We start from the raw sequence: 18,253 nt of genomic DNA on the forward strand, positions 1-18,253 counted from the left end.
TGATGCGCGGCGCACAGTGCGCCTGATATGCGAGGGCTATCGGCAAAGGACATTCAAGCTTAAGTCGAAGGCAATAAGCCCCGACCAGTGGCGTATCGGGGCTTTGTTTTGTCACCGATGAATGGGAGAGGCGGCATTCATGGCGAGAGCGTGCAGGCGCTCATCAATGCGTCTCGGTCACCTTTTTCAGGTAACGCGGCTGATCAGGATTGCAGCCGCGCGCCTTGGCCAGTGTCTCGGCAAGAACATAAAAGCTCTGGATCAAGGTGAAAGGCTCCAGCATGGCATGGTCGGTCCGGGCGCTGGGTAAATCGACGCCGTCATTATCCTCGGTTGCAGCCACCAATACCTTGGCCCCACGCGCACGCATCTCTTGGGCGAACGCTAGCGTGCCGGCCTGCTCAGGGCCGGCAGGTGCAAAGATCAGAACCGGATACCCTTCGGTGATGATCTCCATCGGGCCGTGTTTAACCTCTGCACTGGAAAAGGCTTCGGCCTGTATGCCGCAGGTTTCCTTAAGCTTCAGAGCTGCTTCCATGGCAATCGGGAGGGCCGGGCCTCTGCCGATGATCAGCATCTTGTCGACCGGTGTCAGCACCTCGATGGCCCTGGACCAGTCTGCCTCCAGGGCACGCTCCATCTGCTGAGGCAATGTCTGGAGCGCTTGTAGCAGGTCCGACTTTATACCCAGGTTGCGCTCCAGATAACCTACCGTCTGGGCAGCTGCCATAAGCATGGCAACATAGCTCTTAGTGGCAGCCACACTTTGCTCAAGTCCGGCAGGCAGCAAGACCTCACCATCAGCAATTGCCGCCAGAGGCGAATCGGGCGTATTTACCAGGGCAGTCGCCCGAGCGCCGCGGGATTTCAAATAACGAACGCTGGCAATCAGGTCCGGACTCTTGCCAGATTGGGAAAGCGCCGCCACCCAGGCATTGTTGAAGCGCAGGGGCGGCTGATTGAGGCTGACCAGCGAAAGCGGCATGGAAAGGCTGGGAATGCCGATCCGGCACATCATCAGATGAGCAAAATAGGCGGCTGCGTGATCCGAGCTGCCCCGCGCCACGGTCATCATGAGGTCGGGCAGATTGCGAGCCAGACGGTCTGCCAGTGCCGTAACAGCACTGTTGTCGTCCAGCATGCGTTGCAGGACGGCAGGAATGGACTGGGTTTCATTCAGCATCAGGGACATTGCAGTTACCTTCGGGACGTCAACCTTCGGACGCTGTAGCGTCCAGTGTGGAAAGAAGCTCGGTTTGGCTCAGGATCTGCTCGGGAATAAAGGCAAGCCCGACGGCATCCATAGCCATACTGAGCGCGCCCCATAGAGGCGCGTCGTGCGTGAAATGCGCCGTGACGATCTCAGGCGCAAAGGGAACAGTACGGTTGATCATGTGCTTGATGAGCGGGGCCAGCGTTGCCGCTTGCCGATAAAGCCCTCCACCAATGGCAATGCGGCCAACATCCAGGGCGATCGCCAGATTGGCCACCTGAGCGGTGCAGGCAGCAATCCGCACATGCAGCGCCTGCTGAGCGCGAGGCTCCTGGCTGGTGAACAGGTCGAGCGCCTGGTGGCCCGGCCCGAGTAGCTCAACGGCCAGCTGATTCAGGGCCGTTCCGGAAAATAGCTCCTCCAGCGGGGCGCCACCTTGCTCGTGGCTGTACCAGTCCGACACGCGCTCAGGGTCTAGAAAGGGCGACAACATATAGCCAATTTCCATGGCGGCGCCGTTATGCCCACGGATCAGCTGCCCATTGGCAATGGCTGCGGCAGAAAGCCCCGTGCCCAGGTTCAGGTAGAGGGCATGATCGATACCCTGCAGGCTGCCCCAGCGCGTCTCGGCCAGTGCACCGGCCTTGACGTCGTTGTCCAGCATGACCGCAGGCGTACCCAACCCTTGAGCAATCAAACCGTGCAGATCAAGCCCTTCAAAGCCGGGTGTATTGGGCGCCATCAGCAAGGTATGAGCACGTACAACGCCTGGGAATACGCCCGCCACGCTGCGAATGGTCGTTGCGCCAAGTTGCTGTGCACATTCCCGTGCGGCCTCAAGCAGGCGCATCAGGGCCGGCTCGCCAAGCAGGCCCTCGGCATGGGTCGCCAGGACCCGAGTCGCCAGCTGTTCGCTGGCGGGGTCATAGCAGGCAATGTGGGTTTTAGTACCGCCAACATCGATGGCCAGCAGTACGCCCTGATCAGGCATGGTAAGACTCTCTCTTTCAAGTGCTTGTGTCATGGCGCTACAGTCAGGAGAGCCGGTGTGTACGCGCCCACAGGAGATAGGCGCCGCCACCCACCAGCAGCCAGACCAATGACCACTGGATCGGGTAGGCACCGGGTGCGTTATGGTTGGAGGCCATGTAGATATAGACCCAGCCCACCAGCGCAATAACGGCCGGCACCGGGTAAAGCCACATCGCATAAGGCCGTTTCAGGTGCGGTTGGTTCTTGCGCAGCACGAACAGTGCAATGATCTGGGCAACAGACTGCACCAGAATCATGACGGTTGTCAGAAGCTGGATCAGCGTGGTCAGGTCGCTCAACCGGCCGATCATGAAGCCGATCGACGTCAGCACACCCATGCTCAGCAGCCCATACGTCGGGAACTCATGGCGGGCATGCACCTTGGCAAACGCCTGGAAGAACACCTTGTCCCTCGCCGCTTCATACGGCACCCGCGAGCCACCCAAAAGCCCTGCGAACACCGAAGCCAACGCAGTGATCAGAATCAGAACCGTCACGACATTGGCTGCTGTAGCGCCCCATGTTTCGCTCAGTACCACCGAGGCCACGGATTTATAAGCCGCCGAATTGGGATCAAGCATGCGATGCCAATCCACGACGCCCAGCACGCCCACCTGCATCAACAGGTAAATGGCGAGAATGCCGAGAATCGAAAAGATGATGGACCTGGGAATCACGCGGCCCGGCTGGTCAACCTCACCAGCAAGGTAGGCCGAGGTGTTGTAGCCTAGGTAGTCGTAAATTCCGATTGTTAGCCCTCCAGCCATGCCAAGCCAGAAGCCACTGTCGGAAAGATCAAACGCCCCCTCGGGAAAGCTGAAGGCCAGCTCAGGGTGAAAGTGGGAGAGGGCTGCAGCAATCAGACTGCCAATGCTGATCAGCATGATCACCCACAGCACAATGCCCAGCTTGGCGACCGACTCGATTTTGCGCCACAACAGCCCGATGATCAGCCAGATAAGCCCCAGGCCAATCACATTGCCTGCCGTCTGGCTCATGTCCGGCCAGAACCAGGTGAGGTACTGAACGAACCCGATGATTCCCGTGGACATGATCAGCGGAATGAACAGCATCGCCGTCCAGATGAACAGAAAGGGCATCAGCTTTCCCGTGCGTTTGCCAAAGGCCTCGCGCAGGTACACATAGGTACCCCCGGCACCTGGCAATGCCGCACCCAGCTCCGCCCATACCAGACCATCGCATAGGGCCAGCAGGGCGCCCAGTATCCAGCCGAGATAGGCCTGTGGGCCGCCCATGATGACAATCATGGTTGGAATGGTAATGAAAGGCCCCACACCACACATCTGGCTCATGTTGAGCGTAGTGGCGGGAAACAGACCAAGTTTTTTCTTGAGGCCGGAGGAGGGCTGGCCGGTTACGGGTGATGACGGCATAGGACGATCTCTTCGCTCGAAAGGTAAAGGGTGGGCAGATGAAAGATTCTTCGTGCCATCGATCGGCTCTACCGATTCGGCATTGTTGTTGTAGTGAAGGGATCGCTTTGGTCAGGTGAGCACATGCCAAACAGCGAACCACCCTTAGAAAACCATAGGCTTTATATTAATTCAACTTGATTTAATTAATGCGCGCTCCTGATGATGTAAACATGAGAAAGGCATCTACCAAACGCATCGTGACCACCGGCACCAATGCCGAACACGCCCGCCTGCATAATCGTCGGGTCATTCTGGAAGCCATCCGCCTGGGTGGACGGCTGACCCGTGCCGACCTGACAAGGCTGACCTCCCTTACCGCTCAAACCGTCTCGAACATCGTGACGGAGCTGCAGGAGGAGGGCGTGCTGCTCGCCCATGCGCCGGAAAAGGTTGGCCGGGGCCAGCCCCCCGTTCCCCTGTCGATCAACCCTCAGGGCGGCTATGCCATCGGCTTTCATGTCGAGCAGCATCGCATCATTGCCGTGCTGCTTGATCTACTCGGAGAGTGTCAGGCGCAGGCCAGCCTGCCGGTCGATTACCCCACCTTTGACGAAGCGCTGCCCCTGCTCACTGAAACTGTTGGCCGCTTCCGGGCACAGTTTCCCTCGCATCGCTTCATCGGTGTCGGTATTGCCTTACCCGGGCCGTTCGACGTGGAAGGCATCACTGCCGTTGGCCCGACAGCCCTATCCGGCTGGGATGACCCAGCCATTCCCTCGCGCCTTGAAGAGGCGCTGGAATTGCCCGTGCTTATCGAAAACGACGCAACCGCCGCCACCATGGGCGAGCGGCTACACGGCGTTGCCAGCGATCTGCAAAACTTTGTGCATCTCTTCATTGGCAGCGGCCTGGGGGCAGGGCTGTATCTGGAGAATCGCCTGTATCCCGGGCACTGGCATAACGCCGGGGAGATTGGCCACATGTCCGTTATTCCTGACGGCAAGGTCTGCTACTGCGGAAACACGGGTTGTCTGGAGCGGTATGTGTCCATCGCCTCGCTGCTTGAACACCTGGGACAAACCGCCGATCAGGATATTGCCACCTGGGACTGCAACACCGCCGCCTTCAGGCAAGGCGTTGACGCCTGGCTTGATGAGGCCGTACCTGCCCTGCGACAAGCCATCAACATCCTCGAATCCCTCCTGGACCCGCAAACTATCCTCATCAGCGGTTTTCTGCCTGAGCCAATTCTCAAGCAACTGGTAAACCGACTAGCGCCGCTACCCGTCTCGGTCAGCCGCCGCCCAGACCGTGAATACCCCCGCATCCAACTCGGCGCCGCCGGCCCGGACACCGTCGCCCTAGGCGCGGCAGCCCTAGTCATCCTGACCGAAATCAGCCCGCATTATGAAACGCTGCTCAAAGCCGAAAGGGGATAAGAACAAAAAACCCGCACAAGGCGGGCTTTTGGTGTTTCGCTACATGCAGCGCATGTGGAAACAGGTATCTGGCGCATCCGGCGGGATTCGAACCCACGACCCCTGCCTTCGGAGGGCAGTACTCTATCCAGCTGAGCTACGGATGCGTTACGAGGGCGACATGATACTCATGTCAGGGCGGAACGTCCATGCCCTGTTGCGCGTTCGTGTTTCCAAGCAAAATCAGCGGGTTGGCTTCGTAGCTTCTCTGACGGTTTATTTCTTCTATAAAGCAGCGTGCGTTGTTTTTATCGAACACATATTGCGCTTATGTTAGCGGAAGCCTAGCATGCGTTTGAGATTTTGAACGCTTGCCGCTTCGCTTTGGCAGACGTTCGCTGTGTCATCCATCGGCCCGTCCGGCGATGGGCCGTGTTCCGCTGTATACCGCCAATCAATGCCTTCCCATAACCCTTTGAATTCAGGGTGAGGGATGGTTATCGATTCGCGATAAAAGAGTTGAACGGAAAGCGCTGTTGCCTTTCCCATTCAGAATATTGTCAGCGGGGCTTAATAAAGTGGCCCCGTCGACCTGAAATCTCTTCGAGGAGACCTTCATGCAATTGAAAGATGCTTCACTGTTCCGACAGCAGGCTTACATTGATGGAGCCTGGATGGATGCCGACGGCGGCCAGACGATCAACGTAGGCAACCCGGCCACGGGCGAAACCCTCGGAACAGTACCCAAGATGGGCCGCGCAGAAACCAAGCGCGCCGTCGAGGCAGCTGAGCGTGCTCTGCCGGCCTGGCGTGATCTGACGGCCAAGGAGCGTTCGCAGAAGCTGCGTCGCTGGTTTGAGCTGATGATCGAGAACCAGGACGACCTGGGCCGCCTGATGACGCTGGAGCAGGGCAAGCCGTTGGCCGAAGCCAAGGGCGAGATCACCTATGCCGCCTCCTTTATTGAGTGGTTTGCTGAAGAGGCCAAGCGCGTTTATGGCGATACCATCCCCGGCCATCAGGCGGACAAGCGCATTATCGTTATCAAGCAGCCGATTGGCGTGACTGCGGCGATTACGCCCTGGAACTTCCCGGCAGCCATGATCACCCGTAAAGCCGGCCCTGCCCTGGCAGCCGGTTGCACCATGGTCATCAAACCTGCCAGCCAGACGCCATTCACCGCGCTGGCCATGGCCGAGCTGGCCGAGCGTGCCGGTATTCCGAAAGGGGTGCTGAGCGTGGTCACAGGCAGCGCGTCCGAAATCGGCGCCGAGCTGACCAGCAACCCGACTGTTCGCAAGCTGTCCTTCACTGGCTCTACCGAAATTGGAGCCAAGCTGATGGAGCAGTGCTCCCCAGGCATTAAGAAGGTGTCTCTGGAGCTAGGTGGTAACGCACCGTTCATTGTATTTGACGATGCCGATCTGGATGCCGCCGTTCAGGGCGCCCTCATCTCCAAGTATCGCAATGCGGGCCAGACGTGTGTCTGCGTCAACCGTATCTATGTGCAGGATGGTGTGTACGACGCGTTTGCCGAGAAATTCAAGGCAGCGGTCGAGAAGCTCAAAGTGGGCAACGGCCTGGAAGAGGGCGTTGCGATTGGCCCGCTCATCGACGACAAGGCGGCTGCCAAGGTCAAGGAGCACATCGAGGACGCCGTGTCCCACGGTGCCCAGGTGATCACAGGCGGCAAGGCTCACCAGCTGGGCGGCAGCTACTTTGAGCCGACCATCATGATTAACGTACCGGCAGACGCCAAAGTCTCGAAGGAAGAAACCTTCGGCCCGCTGGCGCCGCTGTTCCGCTTCAAGACGGAAGAAGAAGCCATTGCCCGCGCGAACGATACCGAGTTCGGTCTGGCCGCGTACTTTTATGCCCGCGACCTGTCCCGCGTCTTCCGTGTGGCTGAGGCGCTGGAGTCTGGCATGGTGGGTATCAATACCGGCCTGATCTCTACCGAAGTGGCACCGTTTGGTGGCGTGAAGTCGTCCGGTCTGGGTCGTGAAGGCTCCAAGTACGGTATGGAAGATTATCTGGAAATCAAATACCTCTGCCTGGGTGTTTGATCGCCACGGCGTCTGGTTAACAGGCGTTGATAGTTATCGGACCCCGGTTGGCCCAAGGCCAGACCCGTTTTCCGGTAGCCGTCTTGTGGTTCCCTCGCTCAGGGTGTCATCGCCTTGGGCGAACGGTGTGGTAACGCACTACCTCCGGCGAGTGGCTGGCGTTGTTGGCAGTCGATCATCGTATGCTGCCCTGCGACCGGTGCTCGCTTTTACTCCCTATCTGGCTGACGATGAGCAGCTCAAGAGGACACCATGACTGATACAAACGCTTCCCTGATGCATCGCCGTAACGCCGCTGTACCCCGTGGCGTTGGGCAGACTCACCCGATCTTTGTCGACCGCGCCGAGAATGCCAAGGTGTGGGATGTCGAAGGTAACGAATACCTGGATTTTGCCGGCGGTATCGCTGTGCTGAACACCGGCCACCTGCATCCCAAGGTAGTGGCGGCCGTGCAGGAGCAGCTTAAAAAGGTGTCCCATACCTGCTTCCAGGTACTGGCGTACGAGCCCTATGTCGCCCTTTGCGAAAAGCTCAACCAGCTGGTGCCGGGCAACTTCCCCAAAAAGACCGCACTGTTCAACTCAGGCTCTGAAGCCGTTGAAAATGCGGTGAAGATTGCCCGTGCAGCCACTCAGCGCGCCGGTGTCATCGCGTTCACCAGCGCCTACCACGGCCGTACTATGATGACCCTGTCGCTTACCGGCAAGGTCGCTCCTTACTCGGCTGGCATGGGCCTGATGCCGGGCGGTGTATTCCGTGCCCTGTACCCTTGTGAGCTGCATGGCATCACCGTTGACGACGCCATTGCCAGCGTGGAGCGTGTGTTCAAGAACGACGCACAGCCGGGTGATATCGCAGCGATCATTCTTGAGCCGGTGCAGGGCGAGGGTGGCTTCTATGCAGCACCGAAAGAATTCATGGTTCGCCTGCGCAAGCTGTGCGACGACCATGGCATCCTGCTGATTGCCGATGAGGTTCAATCGGGTGCGGGCCGTACCGGTACTTTCTTCGCGATGGAGCAGATGGGCGTTGATGCTGATCTGGTCACCTTTGCCAAGTCTATCGCGGGCGGCTTCCCTCTATCAGGCGTTACGGGCCGCGCAACTGTGATGGATTCCGTGGGCGCTGGCGGCCTGGGTGGTACTTATGCCGGTAACCCGCTGGCGTGTGCGGCGGCATTGGCTGTCATCGATGCGTTTGAGGAAGAAAAACTGCTGGACCGCTCCAAGGCTGTGGGCGAGCAGCTGACGGCAGGCCTCAAGGCCATCGCTGCCAAGCACAAGACGATTGTCGATGTGCGCGGCCTGGGTGCCATGATTGCGGTCGAGCTGGGTGAAGATGGTGACGTCCACAAGCCCAACGGTGCATTGGCCAGCCAGATTGTGGTTCGTGCCCGTGAAAAGAACCTGATCATGCTCAGCTGCGGCACCTATGGGAACGTCCTGCGCATCCTGGTTCCGCTGACTGTCAGCGATGAAGATCTGCAGCGTGGTATTAGCATTATCGGCGAGTGCTTCGACGAACTGGCCTGATCTGCTGTGTGACAAGAACCGCCGCTTTCGCGGCGGTTTTTTATTGTCTGCAAAAAAAGTTGTTTGATGATTTAAGGCGCTGATTTAGAGCCTTTAGGCCGCTTTGCGCGATGTTCGTTAGCCTTTTTCTTGCAAGTCATACGATGACTTGTCTAGAGTCTGTCTTTCCTCTTCGAATGCTCCTGTGCTGTATGCAGCACGAGCGGCCAATGTGGGCGTTGCTGTCGGGAGGATGACAGGCCCGTCGCCACGTTTCGGCGGCTATTTATAATAAGAACAAGGAGTAATGCCCCCATGGCTGATCAACAGCAGCATGGCGCTACGGCTGACGATACCCGTAGGCGTTTTCTCAAAACATCGCTCGTCCTTTCGGCTGCGTCTGTAACCCTGGGCCGCTTCGGTCTTGCAGAAGCCGCAAGCCCCGAACCGCTCAGTGAGCGTTACCCGGATCCGCTGGTCCAGGTATTGGATGAGAGCTTTCTTAAATACCGTATTTTCAACGCGAGCATTGAAAAGCTCGGCACCGGCATGCGCTGGCTCGAAGGGCCGGTCTGGTTTGGTGACGGTCGGTATCTGCTGGTTAGTGATATTCCCAATAATCGCATCATGCGGTGGGACGAGGTTACCGGTAGCCTGAGCGTTTTCCATGATTCTTCCAATTACTCCAATGGCTTGTGCCGGGATCGTCAGGGCCGCCTGTTGATCTGCGAAGGGTCAACCACTACTCATGAAGGCCGCCGCATCACGCGGATGGAATACGACGGTCGCATCACTGTTCTGGCGGATCAGTTCGAGGGCAAGCGCTTCAACTCGCCTAACGATATTGCTGTGAAGCGTGACGACTCCATCTGGTTTACCGATCCACCGTTCCAGGCCGACAGTAACTATGAAGGGCATAAAGTCCAGACCGAGCTGCCTCATGGGGTTTACCGTATCGATGGCAAGACGGGAGCGGTTACCCGGGTGATCGATAATCTGGCAGGGCCCAATGGCCTGTGCTTCTCGCCAGATGAAAAGACTCTGTATGTGGTCGAGGGGCGTGCCAAGCCGAACCGTCTGGTCTGGGCCTATGTGGTCAACGATAACGGTACGTTAGGTGAGCGGCGCAAGCATATCGAAGGTGTAAATTACGGGGCACTGGACGGTATCAAGTGCGACGAAGACGGCAACCTTTGGTGTGGCTGGGGAAGCCCAGGTGTCCCGGAGGCCAAGCCGGAGGAGCTAGACGGCGTGATGGTCTTCAACCCGGCCGGCAAGGCGATCGGTCATATCCGTTTGCCGGAGCGCTGCCCGAATCTATGCTTCGGTGGTTTGAACGGTAACCGCCTCTTCATGGCGAGCAGCCACTCGCTCTATTCGCTGTATGTGAATACGCGCGGTGCGATCTATTTATAGCAGGCAATAAAAAAGCAGCCAGCCGGGCAACGGCTGACTGCTTTCATAATAAGGATCAGCTGACGGTGGGGCGGAAATACAAGGCATCCCCTTTGTGCAAGCCAATAAGGCTGTCGTGATCCTTGATGACCTCTGCCTCGATTAGCTCATCCTGACCATTCACGCGTAGCGTCACCCGTGTGGTCGCACCCAGCGGGCGAACATCACGAACTTCGGCAGGCTGATGCCCTGTGAGTGCCTCCCGGCTGATGGAGACTTCGTGGGGGCGGAACATGATTTCCGAGCCGTTTACCTGCAGGCGGTTCGAGTCGCCCAGGAAGTGATAGACGAAATCACTGGCCGGTTGCTCATACACCTCACCCGGCGAGCCGATCTGCTGAATCACGCCCTTGTTCATGACCACGATACGATCCGCCACTTCCATGGCTTCTTCCTGATCGTGGGTGACGAAGACAGATGTCAGGTTGATTTCTTCATGCAGACGAGCCAGCCAGCGGCGCAGTTCTTTACGCACCTTGGCATCCAGCGCGCCAAACGGTTCATCAAGCAGCAGAATCTTCGGCTCTACTGCCAGCGCACGCGCCAGGGCGATCCGCTGACGTTGGCCGCCGGACAGCTGCTCAGGGTAGCGGTCTGCCAGCCAGTCCAACTGAACCATGTTCAGGAGTTCATGGACCTTTTCGGCGATCACTTTCTCGCTGGGCCGTTCGCGCTTGGGCTTCATGCGCAGGCCAAACGCCACGTTGTCGAACACGGTCATGTGGCGGAACAGGGCGTAATGCTGGAACACGAAGCCTACGTTCCGATCCCGCACGTCACGGTCGGAGACGTCTTCACCATGAAAGACAATGTTGCCGTTGTCCGGTGTTTCCAAGCCGGCAATAATCCGCAGCAGGGTGGTCTTGCCGCAGCCGGAAGGACCGAGCAGGGCGACCAGCTCACCGCTCTGGATATCAAGGTTGATAGTGTTCAACGCCTGGAAGGCACCAAAGCGTTTGCTGACGTTACGGATTTCAATGCTCATCAATGCGTCTCCCGAGTGCTGTTCTGGCTGGCTAGGCGGCTTTCGCTCCACTGCTTGAACAGCAGGGTCAGCAGGGCCAGGGCCAGCAGCAGCGAGGCCACGCTGAACGCGGCCACATGGTTGTATTCGTTATAGAGGATCTCGACATGTAGCGGCAGTGTATTGGTGACACCGCGAATGTGACCGGATACTACCGATACCGCACCGAACTCACCCATGGCACGTGCATTACAAAGCACCACGCCATAGATCAGGCCCCATTTAATATTGGGCAGGGTGACATGCCAGAACATTTGCCAGCCACTGGCGCCCAGGAGTCGTGCAGCTTCTTCTTCCTGCGTGCCTTGCTCCTGCATCAACGGGATCAGTTCGCGTGCCACGAAGGGAAAGGTGACAAACAGGGTGGCCAGCACGATTCCAGGGACGGCAAACACGATCTGAATATCGTGATCCTGCAGCCATGGGCCCAGCAGTCCCTGCGCGCCGAAGAGCAGCACATACACCAGACCGGCGATGACCGGCGAAACAGAGAAGGGCAGATCGATCAACGTAACCAGGATGCTCTTGCCTCGAAACTCGTACTTGCTCACGCACCAAGCCGCAGCCACGCCAAACACCACGTTCAGTGGCAGCGATATACCGGTCGCGATGAGCGTCAGTTTCAGCGCTGACAAGGCATCCGGTTCGATAATGGCGCTAAAGAACGTGCCAAACCCTTCCTTAAGGGCCTCCGACAGGACGATATACAGGGGCAGCAACAGGAACAGTGTAAATACGACCCAGGTAGCTACGATCAGGATACGACGTCCCCAGGGGCTGCCGCGCCGAGCGGCACTGAGGGAGGGGAGATTCGATGTGTTCATGGTGTTCCCTCAAGGATGCTCGATACGGCGCTGCAAGAGGTTGATGCCCAGCAGCAGGATGAACGACACCACCAGCATCATCACGCCAATGGCCGTGGCGCCGGTATAGTCGTATTGATCAAGCTTGACCATGATCAGTAGCGGCAGGATTTCGGTCTTCATCGGCATGTTGCCGGCAATAAAGATGACCGAGCCGTACTCGCCCACACCGCGAGCAAATGCCAGGGCGAAGCCGGTCAGCCACGCCGGAAGAATCGCCGGTAACAGAACATGACGAAACACCTGCAATGGCTTGGCGCCGAGGCAGGCTGCCGCTTCTTCAATTTCCTTGGGAATGTCCGCCAGTACAGGCTGCACGGTACGGACCACGAACGGCAGCGTGACGAACACCAACGCCAGGGTGATACCCAACGGGGTGAACGCAATCTTGATGCCCAGCGGTTGGAGCAGGCTGCCAATAAGTCCGGCCGGAGCATACAGCGCCGTTAAAGCAATGCCGGCAACGGCCGTTGGCAACGCAAAGGGCAGATCGATCATGGCATCGATGATCTTGCGTCCGGGAAAGGTGTAGCGGACCAGTACCCAGGCCAGCAGTATCCCGATAACACTGTTGATAACAGCTGACGCAAACGCAGTGCCAAAGCTCAGGCGTAAGGCGGCCAGGACGCGCGGTGCGGTAATAATGGCCCAGAACTGGTCCCACGTAAGCTGGGCGGCATGGACAAACATGGCCCCCAACGGAATCAGCACAAGAAGGCTGAGGTAGACAATGGTGTAGCCCAGGGTCAATCCGAAGCCGGGTATGACTGGGGAAGTACGACGCGACATAGTGTGTCCTTAGTCAGGCCCGCAGACCTGGCAAAAGGCCCCGGTTAGCCGGGACCATTCTGTGGAGCTCATCCGGGCATCAGTGGCCCTGGTAGATCTGGTCGAAAACCCCGCCATCATTGAAGAATTTGGGCTGCGCCGATTTCCAGCCGCCAAAGGCGTCATCGATGGTTACCAGTTCAAGCTTCGGAAACTGCTGGGCAAACTCGGCAGCCACCTTCTCGTTACGCGGACGGTAAAAGTTCTTCGCGGCAATACGCTGGCCCTCTTCACTGTACAGGTACTGCAGGTAGGCCTCGGCAATCTTGCGTGTCCCCTTGCGATCGACCACCTTGTCCACCACCGCTACCGGCGGCTCAGCCAGAATGGACAGTGACGGCACGATGATCTCGAGCTGATCGCCGCCTTGTTCCTTCTTGGCCAGAAAGGCCTCGTTCTCCCAGGCAATGAGCACGTCGCCCAACTGGTTGTTCACGAACGTGATGGTCGAACCGCGCGCCCCGGTATCCAGTACAGGGACATGCTTATAGAGGTCTTGCACATAAGCCTGTGCCTTCTCGTCAGTGCCGTACTGTTTCTTGGCCCAGGCCCAGGCTGCCAAAAAATTCCACCGAGCCCCGCCAGACGTTTTCGGATTGGGTGTTATGACTTCTACACCTTCTTTGGTCAGGTCGGCCCAGTCATGAATACCTTTCGGGTTACCCTTGCGCACCAAGAAAACAATGGTCGAAGTATAGGGCGTGCTGTTATCGGGAAGACGAGTCTGCCAATTATCTGGCAGCAGCTTGCCGATGCTGCTGATCTGGTCAATATCGCCTGCAAGGGCCAGCGTGACTACATCCGCCCGTAGCCCATCGATCACCGAGCGCCCCTGTTTGCCTGAACCACCATGCGAATTTTTGACGGTAACGCCTTCACCCGTTTCGCTTTTCCAGTGCTTGGCGAACGCCGCGTTGTACTCCTGGTACAGCTCACGTGTCGGGTCGTAAGACACATTCAACAGTTCCGTTGCGGCTGCGGCCGGCCCTGCAATCAATACGCTGGCCAGCGCGGCCAAAGCGAAACGGCGGATGAACATGAAACGGCTCCTTGTGACTTTTTATTTAGAATTGGCTACTAGGATAGACGGTGGCATGGCACGAACGTCGCATAGACGTTCAAGCCTTATTATTGGAAGGTAGCTGTGGACGAAACTTTTCCTTGCGTTCAATCTGCACGACCTGCCCGTTATGCACGGTGATCTCGACCGAGCCGAAGCGCAGGCCCTGCAGGGCGTTCTGAATATCGTGAAGAATGGTGTCGTTGTGGTTATCCAGACTACGAAAGGGCGTTGCGCTCATGGAGTCTTCCTGATCGTCATGTCGTGTTAACGGCGTGAGCGCATAGTGATGGAAACGGCTTATTTCTTAAAATACTGTTTAGTGATTTTCTTATGCTTTAAGGTTTTAAGAAGCCGAACGGTGACATTATTCGTAGCAAAAGCATGAGTGGACATCTGTAAATACTCAGTAATAATGGGCGAACGCCTGTTCACTGAGCGTATTCATTCTTACCCCCTCTGAGGTAATGCCAGCACTATGTGGTACAACGGCTTGCTCGATCTTTCAGTGTGGCAACTGATTGCGGTTACGCTGGTGCTCACGCACATCACCATCGTAAGCGTCACGGTGTACCTGCACCGTTATTCCGCTCACCGCTCGCTGGATCTCCATCCCGCGCTCAAGCACTTTTTCCGTTTCTGGTTGTGGTTGACCACTGCCATGAACACCCGTGAATGGACAGCCATTCATCGTAAGCACCACGCCAAATGCGAAACCGAAGACGATCCTCACAGCCCGGTTTTCAAAGGGCTCAGTACGGTCGTGCGCAAAGGCGCCGAACTCTATAAAGCGGAAGCCAAGAACGAAGAAACCTTGCGCATCTACGGCAAGAACTGCCCGGACGACTGGCTCGAGCGTAACGTATACAGCCGGTATCCCAACGGCGGCATCCTGCTCATGTTTCTTATCGACATCGCCCTGTTTGGTACGCTCGGACTAAGCGTCTGGGCTATCCAAATGGCCTGGATTCCTTTCTGGGCAGCCGGTGTGGTCAATGGCCTGGGGCATGCGGTGGGCTATCGCAATTTCGAGTGCCGCGACGCGGCTACCAACCTGATCCCTTGGGGCATCATCATTGGTGGCGAAGAGCTGCACAACAACCACCATACCTATCCGAACTCGGCCAAGCTGTCGGTCAAGAAGTGGGAGTTCGACATGGGCTGGGCCTGGATCAAGCTCTTTTCCTGGCTCAAGCTGGCAAAGGTCAATCGCGTGGCACCCATCGCGCATCGCGTGGAGGGGAAAGGGCTGCTCGATATGGATACGGCCATGGCAATTCTCAACAATCGCTTCCAGATCATGGCGCAGTACCGAAAGCAGGTCATCGCTCCCCTGGTCAAGCAGGAGTGGCGCACGGCCGATCCAGCCAAGCGGCCGCTGATCCGCAGCGCAAAGCGCTTGCTGTCCCGTGAAACCAGTCTGCTCAAAGAGCGCCAACACGCTACAATTCAATCACTGCTTGAGCAAAGTCAGTCGCTCAAACTGATCTATGAGAAACGTTTGGCATTACAGCATATCTGGATCAAGACCAGTGCCAACGGACATGACATGCTAGCGGCCATGAAGGAGTGGATTGTCGAGGCGGAGACAAGTGGCATCCAATCCTTGAAGGAATTTGCAGAGCATTTGAAGACGTACTCACTGCGACCAGCAACGGCTTCAGCGCTTTCTTAAATAAACTTGAACAAAAGCCCGCCAAATGGCGGGCTTTTGTCTTTTCGGCAGCGGAACTGGAAACCCGAATGATGTTCTTATGCTGCTGGATTGATATAACGGCGACATTATGGACGAACAGCTGCTAGGTCCGCTTTCTGCGGATGAAACAATGCTCGCGTTACTGCATTCGCGTGCTGAGGCTGAGCGTCTGCGGGAACGTGAAAGACTCTTTAGCGCTCTGCTTGAAAGCGTTAATTCGGTTCTGTGGGCACTCAACTGGCAGACTGGTGAAGTCATCTATGTAAGCCCTGCCTATGAGCAGGTATTTGGTCGGCCGATCGCCCTGGCCATGACCAGCTACGACGTCTGGATAAATAACGTCTACCCCGATGACGTCGAATATGTTCAGGAAACGCTTAACCAGGTGCTTCAGCAAGGCGCCATGGAATCCCGTGAATACCGCATTATTCGAGGGGACGGAGAAATTCGCTGGCTAAGCGACAAGTGCTTCGTCAGCCAGCGCAGCGAAGCCGGTATGCCGCTGCTGGTCGTCGGTATCGCCGAAGACATCACCGAGAAAAAGCGCATGGAGGAAGAACTCCAGCGCCTGGCGACAACTGACGTGCTTACGCGCAGCAGTAACCGACGTCACTTCTTCGAAAGCGCACAGCGTGCCTTTGAGTTGGCTAAAACGACCGCTGAGCCGCTGGCTTTTCTGCTTTTCGATATCGACGACTTCAAGAAAATCAACGACCGCTTCGGTCACCAGATGGGCGATCTGGTGCTTCAGCGTGTGGCTGAATGTGGTGCCCAAATGATCCGCCGGGGCGACCTGTTTGGCCGCATCGGTGGAGAAGAGTTTGCGCTGCTGCTGCCGGGCTGTGATCGAGAGCTGGCGGAGCAAATTGGGGTACGCTTGCAACGAGCAGTACGCCAGTTGATGGTGCCCACTCCCCAGGGCCCCTTGCGGGTCACGATCAGTCAGGGATTGGCCGTTCTCAAGGAAGACGACAAAGGGCTCGATGCCCTCTACGCTCGTGCTGACGAGGCCATGTACAAGGCCAAGCGGCAGGGTAAAGATCAGATCGTCCAGGGCTAGACGAAAACACTTTTTACATTTAGTTTGCTCCCCTGCAAGGGAACCGGTCAGTAATGACGGTTTTAATAGCTATATGAAATAAGACGGGGAAACCTTATTTCAAATAGCGTTAAAACGGTGTTGCTAGTGGTCTACGCTTAAGTTCTGTTCTTATCGACCGATAAGTTCAGTAGCAACACAAAAATAGTTTGGAGCATCTATTTTCATGGGTAAGAAGCCTTTGGCTCTGGCTGTCGCCAGCGCTTGCTTGTCTCTGTACGCCTTTTCCTCCGCTCAAGCTGCTGGGTTCGTAGAAGACAGCAAAGCAACGCTTTCGATGCGGAACTTCTACATCAACACAGATAACCGCAATGGCTCTGCCAAGCCCTCGAAGAACGAGGAATGGGGCCAGGGCTTCATGCTCAACTACCAGTCCGGTTACACACAGGGCACCGTTGGTTTTGGTGTTGATGCCGTTGGTATGTTGGGTTTGCGCCTGGATGGCGGTGGCCGTCTCGGCAAGTCCACGGCAGAGCGCCAGCCTAGTGCTAGCGGCAGCTTCCCGTTGGATACAGATGGCAGCTATGAAAATGAGTTCAGCAGCCTGGGCCTGACGGCAAAAGTCAAAGTATCTGAGACGGAACTACGTTACGGCACCTTATCTCCCAAGCTGCCGGTGGTGACTATTAACGATGGTCGCCTGTTGCCCCAAACCTTTCAAGGCGGTCAGATCCAGTCTAAAGAGATTAAGGATTTGACATTTACTGCCGGTCAGCTTTCCAAGACTAAAACTCGTGGATCAAGCAGCAGTGATAATCTGTCTATTGCCGGTGCTAATAGTGCTACTGGTGAAAATACCAATAAGTTTTGGTATGCCGGGGCTGATTACCAGCTAACTAAAGATCTAACCCTCCAGTACTACTACGGCAACCTGGAAGATTTCTATAAGCAGCACTTCCTGGGCTTGGGTCATAGCATCAAACTGGGTGAAGGTACCTTTAAGACCGATCTGCGCTATTTCAACAGCAAAGACGATGGTGCAAATAATAATACCTCTTCTTATTACACTAGCGGTTATTACGGTGGTAATACGCTGAAGGGTAAGGTTGATAACCAACTGTATAGTGCTTTATTTGCTTACACTATTCAGGGGCATACTGTTGCTGCGGGTTATCAAATCAGCAACGGAAACAGTGATTTCCCGTTTATTAATACTGGTGGTGGCGCGAGTGCATATATCAATACTGATGCACAGATCGCTAAGTTCAATCGTGCAGGTGAGGATACTTGGCAGGTTCGCTACTCCTACGACTTTGCTGCCGTTGGTATGCCCGGCTTGACAGCTGGTGTTGTCTATCTGCGTGGCGATAACATTGATACAGGTCGTGGTGATAGAAGCGAATGGGAACGTGATTTCACGGTCACATATGTTATCCCGCAAGGTACTTTCAAAGGGTTAGGTCTTTCCTGGAAGAATGCTTCCTTCCGCACGGGCCTGCCAGCTTCTGCCCAAAATGCTTCTGGCGTCCCAGGTGCACGCGACCAAGACGAAAACCGTCTGATCGTCAGCTACTCGTTGCCGCTGCTCTAATAGAGCGGTTCGGAAAAAAGCCCGCCTTTATGGCGGGCTTTTTTGTACGTGCTCACGGCGGATACTGTATCGACAGGTGA

15 protein-coding genes and 1 tRNA gene are annotated in these 18,253 nt (G+C 56.6%); 7 read left to right on the plus strand and 9 right to left on the minus strand.

Features of this window, described 5'->3' with window-relative positions; all coding sequences use genetic code 11:
* Positions 1-163: 163 nt before the first annotated feature.
* Genes B3729_RS10605 through B3729_RS10615 form a run of 3 tightly spaced genes read right to left on the minus strand, consistent with a single transcriptional unit; the run spans position 164 to position 3,639 of the window.
* Positions 164-1,192 (minus strand): SIS domain-containing protein, encoded by a 1,029-nt coding sequence (locus B3729_RS10605; protein ID WP_286787846.1) that lies wholly within the window; start codon positions 1,190-1,192, stop codon positions 164-166.
* Between the two features lie 19 nt (positions 1,193-1,211).
* The gene (locus tag B3729_RS10610; protein ID WP_286787847.1) at positions 1,212-2,204 is read right to left on the minus strand and encodes an ROK family protein; all 993 of its coding nucleotides are present in this window, start codon (positions 2,202-2,204) and stop codon (positions 1,212-1,214) included.
* A 43-nt stretch (positions 2,205-2,247) separates the two neighbouring features.
* A complete protein-coding gene (locus B3729_RS10615) occupies positions 2,248-3,639 on the minus strand; it encodes an APC family permease (protein ID WP_286787848.1) in 1,392 nt (463 codons plus the stop codon).
* Between the two features lie 212 nt (positions 3,640-3,851).
* Between B3729_RS10615 and B3729_RS10620 the strand changes: the two genes are divergently transcribed.
* Positions 3,852-5,060 carry an ROK family transcriptional regulator gene (locus tag B3729_RS10620; RefSeq protein WP_286787849.1) on the plus strand — a complete coding sequence of 403 codons (1,209 nt, stop codon included), beginning with the start codon at positions 3,852-3,854 and terminating at the stop codon, positions 5,058-5,060.
* 69 nt (positions 5,061-5,129) lie between these two features.
* On the opposite strand, the gene B3729_RS10625 is transcribed toward B3729_RS10620, so the two are convergent.
* Positions 5,130-5,206, minus strand: a tRNA-Arg gene (locus tag B3729_RS10625).
* Positions 5,207-5,656: 450 nt separating this feature from the next.
* On the opposite strand from B3729_RS10625, the gene gabD reads away from it, so the two are divergent.
* The 3 genes from gabD (at position 5,657) to B3729_RS10640 (ending at position 10,033) form a co-directional block, all read left to right on the plus strand.
* Complete coding sequence (gene gabD / locus B3729_RS10630; protein WP_286787850.1) at positions 5,657-7,105, plus strand: NADP-dependent succinate-semialdehyde dehydrogenase; 1,449 nt, start codon at positions 5,657-5,659, stop codon at positions 7,103-7,105.
* A 252-nt stretch (positions 7,106-7,357) separates the two neighbouring features.
* On the plus strand, positions 7,358-8,638 hold the full coding sequence (gabT, locus tag B3729_RS10635; RefSeq protein WP_286787851.1) for a 4-aminobutyrate--2-oxoglutarate transaminase: 1,281 nt from the start codon (positions 7,358-7,360) through the stop codon (positions 8,636-8,638).
* A gap of 294 nt (positions 8,639-8,932) precedes the next feature.
* Positions 8,933-10,033, plus strand: a complete 1,101-nt coding sequence (locus B3729_RS10640; protein ID WP_286787852.1) for an SMP-30/gluconolactonase/LRE family protein — start codon at positions 8,933-8,935, stop codon at positions 10,031-10,033.
* A gap of 55 nt (positions 10,034-10,088) precedes the next feature.
* Here B3729_RS10640 and B3729_RS10645 read toward each other — a convergent pair whose 3' ends face one another.
* From B3729_RS10645 to oscA, 5 genes are all read right to left on the minus strand, one after another.
* Entirely contained in the window at positions 10,089-11,057 is a 969-nt protein-coding gene (locus B3729_RS10645; protein WP_286787853.1) for a sulfate/molybdate ABC transporter ATP-binding protein, read from the minus strand.
* Entirely contained in the window at positions 11,057-11,920 is an 864-nt protein-coding gene (cysW, locus tag B3729_RS10650; protein WP_286787854.1) for a sulfate ABC transporter permease subunit CysW, read from the minus strand. The genes B3729_RS10645 and cysW overlap by 1 nt, the downstream gene beginning before the upstream one ends.
* Positions 11,921-11,929: 9 nt before the next feature.
* A complete protein-coding gene (cysT, locus tag B3729_RS10655) occupies positions 11,930-12,748 on the minus strand; it encodes a sulfate ABC transporter permease subunit CysT (RefSeq protein ID WP_010795678.1) in 819 nt (272 codons plus the stop codon).
* Positions 12,749-12,827: 79 nt separating this feature from the next.
* The gene (locus tag B3729_RS10660) at positions 12,828-13,826 is read right to left on the minus strand and encodes a sulfate ABC transporter substrate-binding protein (RefSeq protein WP_286787855.1); all 999 of its coding nucleotides are present in this window, start codon (positions 13,824-13,826) and stop codon (positions 12,828-12,830) included.
* 79 nt (positions 13,827-13,905) lie between these two features.
* Complete coding sequence (oscA, locus tag B3729_RS10665) at positions 13,906-14,088, minus strand: sulfur starvation response protein OscA (protein WP_010795676.1); 183 nt, start codon at positions 14,086-14,088, stop codon at positions 13,906-13,908.
* Positions 14,089-14,325: 237 nt separating this feature from the next.
* Between oscA and desA the strand changes: the two genes are divergently transcribed.
* The 3 genes from desA (at position 14,326) to B3729_RS10680 (ending at position 18,173) form a co-directional block, all read left to right on the plus strand.
* A complete protein-coding gene (gene desA / locus B3729_RS10670; RefSeq protein ID WP_286787856.1) occupies positions 14,326-15,522 on the plus strand; it encodes a delta-9 fatty acid desaturase DesA in 1,197 nt (398 codons plus the stop codon).
* A gap of 109 nt (positions 15,523-15,631) precedes the next feature.
* Positions 15,632-16,603: a sensor domain-containing diguanylate cyclase gene (locus tag B3729_RS10675; RefSeq protein WP_122041708.1), complete on the plus strand. Its 972-nt coding sequence runs from the start codon at positions 15,632-15,634 to the stop codon at positions 16,601-16,603.
* Positions 16,604-16,808: 205 nt separating this feature from the next.
* Positions 16,809-18,173, plus strand: a complete 1,365-nt coding sequence (locus tag B3729_RS10680; RefSeq protein WP_286787857.1) for an OprD family porin — start codon at positions 16,809-16,811, stop codon at positions 18,171-18,173.
* Positions 18,174-18,253 lie beyond the last annotated feature (80 nt).

The organism is Pseudomonas sp. UBA3149, assembly GCF_002364655.1.
GTDB classification, from domain to species: Bacteria; Pseudomonadota; Gammaproteobacteria; order Pseudomonadales; family Pseudomonadaceae; genus Chryseomonas; species Chryseomonas luteola.

Bases quoted from the DNA above. Each gene is read 5' to 3' on its own strand.
- cysT (WP_010795678.1), bottom strand. From the start codon at position 12,748: ATGTCGCGTCGTACTTCCCCAGTCATACCCGGCTTCGGATTGACCCTG.
- oscA (WP_010795676.1), bottom strand. From the start codon at position 14,088: ATGAGCGCAACGCCCTTTCGTAGTCTGGATAACCACAACGACACCATT.
- B3729_RS10640 (WP_286787852.1), top strand. From the start codon at position 8,933: ATGGCTGATCAACAGCAGCATGGCGCTACGGCTGACGATACCCGTAGG.
- B3729_RS10620 (WP_286787849.1), top strand. From the start codon at position 3,852: ATGAGAAAGGCATCTACCAAACGCATCGTGACCACCGGCACCAATGCC.
- B3729_RS10660 (WP_286787855.1), bottom strand. From the start codon at position 13,826: ATGTTCATCCGCCGTTTCGCTTTGGCCGCGCTGGCCAGCGTATTGATT.
- B3729_RS10675 (WP_122041708.1), top strand. From the start codon at position 15,632: ATGGACGAACAGCTGCTAGGTCCGCTTTCTGCGGATGAAACAATGCTC.
- gabD (WP_286787850.1), top strand. From the start codon at position 5,657: ATGCAATTGAAAGATGCTTCACTGTTCCGACAGCAGGCTTACATTGAT.
- B3729_RS10645 (WP_286787853.1), bottom strand. From the start codon at position 11,057: ATGAGCATTGAAATCCGTAACGTCAGCAAACGCTTTGGTGCCTTCCAG.
- cysW (WP_286787854.1), bottom strand. From the start codon at position 11,920: ATGAACACATCGAATCTCCCCTCCCTCAGTGCCGCTCGGCGCGGCAGC.
- gabT (WP_286787851.1), top strand. From the start codon at position 7,358: ATGACTGATACAAACGCTTCCCTGATGCATCGCCGTAACGCCGCTGTA.
- B3729_RS10610 (WP_286787847.1), bottom strand. From the start codon at position 2,204: ATGCCTGATCAGGGCGTACTGCTGGCCATCGATGTTGGCGGTACTAAA.
- desA (WP_286787856.1), top strand. From the start codon at position 14,326: ATGTGGTACAACGGCTTGCTCGATCTTTCAGTGTGGCAACTGATTGCG.
- B3729_RS10615 (WP_286787848.1), bottom strand. From the start codon at position 3,639: ATGCCGTCATCACCCGTAACCGGCCAGCCCTCCTCCGGCCTCAAGAAA.
- B3729_RS10605 (WP_286787846.1), bottom strand. From the start codon at position 1,192: ATGTCCCTGATGCTGAATGAAACCCAGTCCATTCCTGCCGTCCTGCAA.
- B3729_RS10680 (WP_286787857.1), top strand. From the start codon at position 16,809: ATGGGTAAGAAGCCTTTGGCTCTGGCTGTCGCCAGCGCTTGCTTGTCT.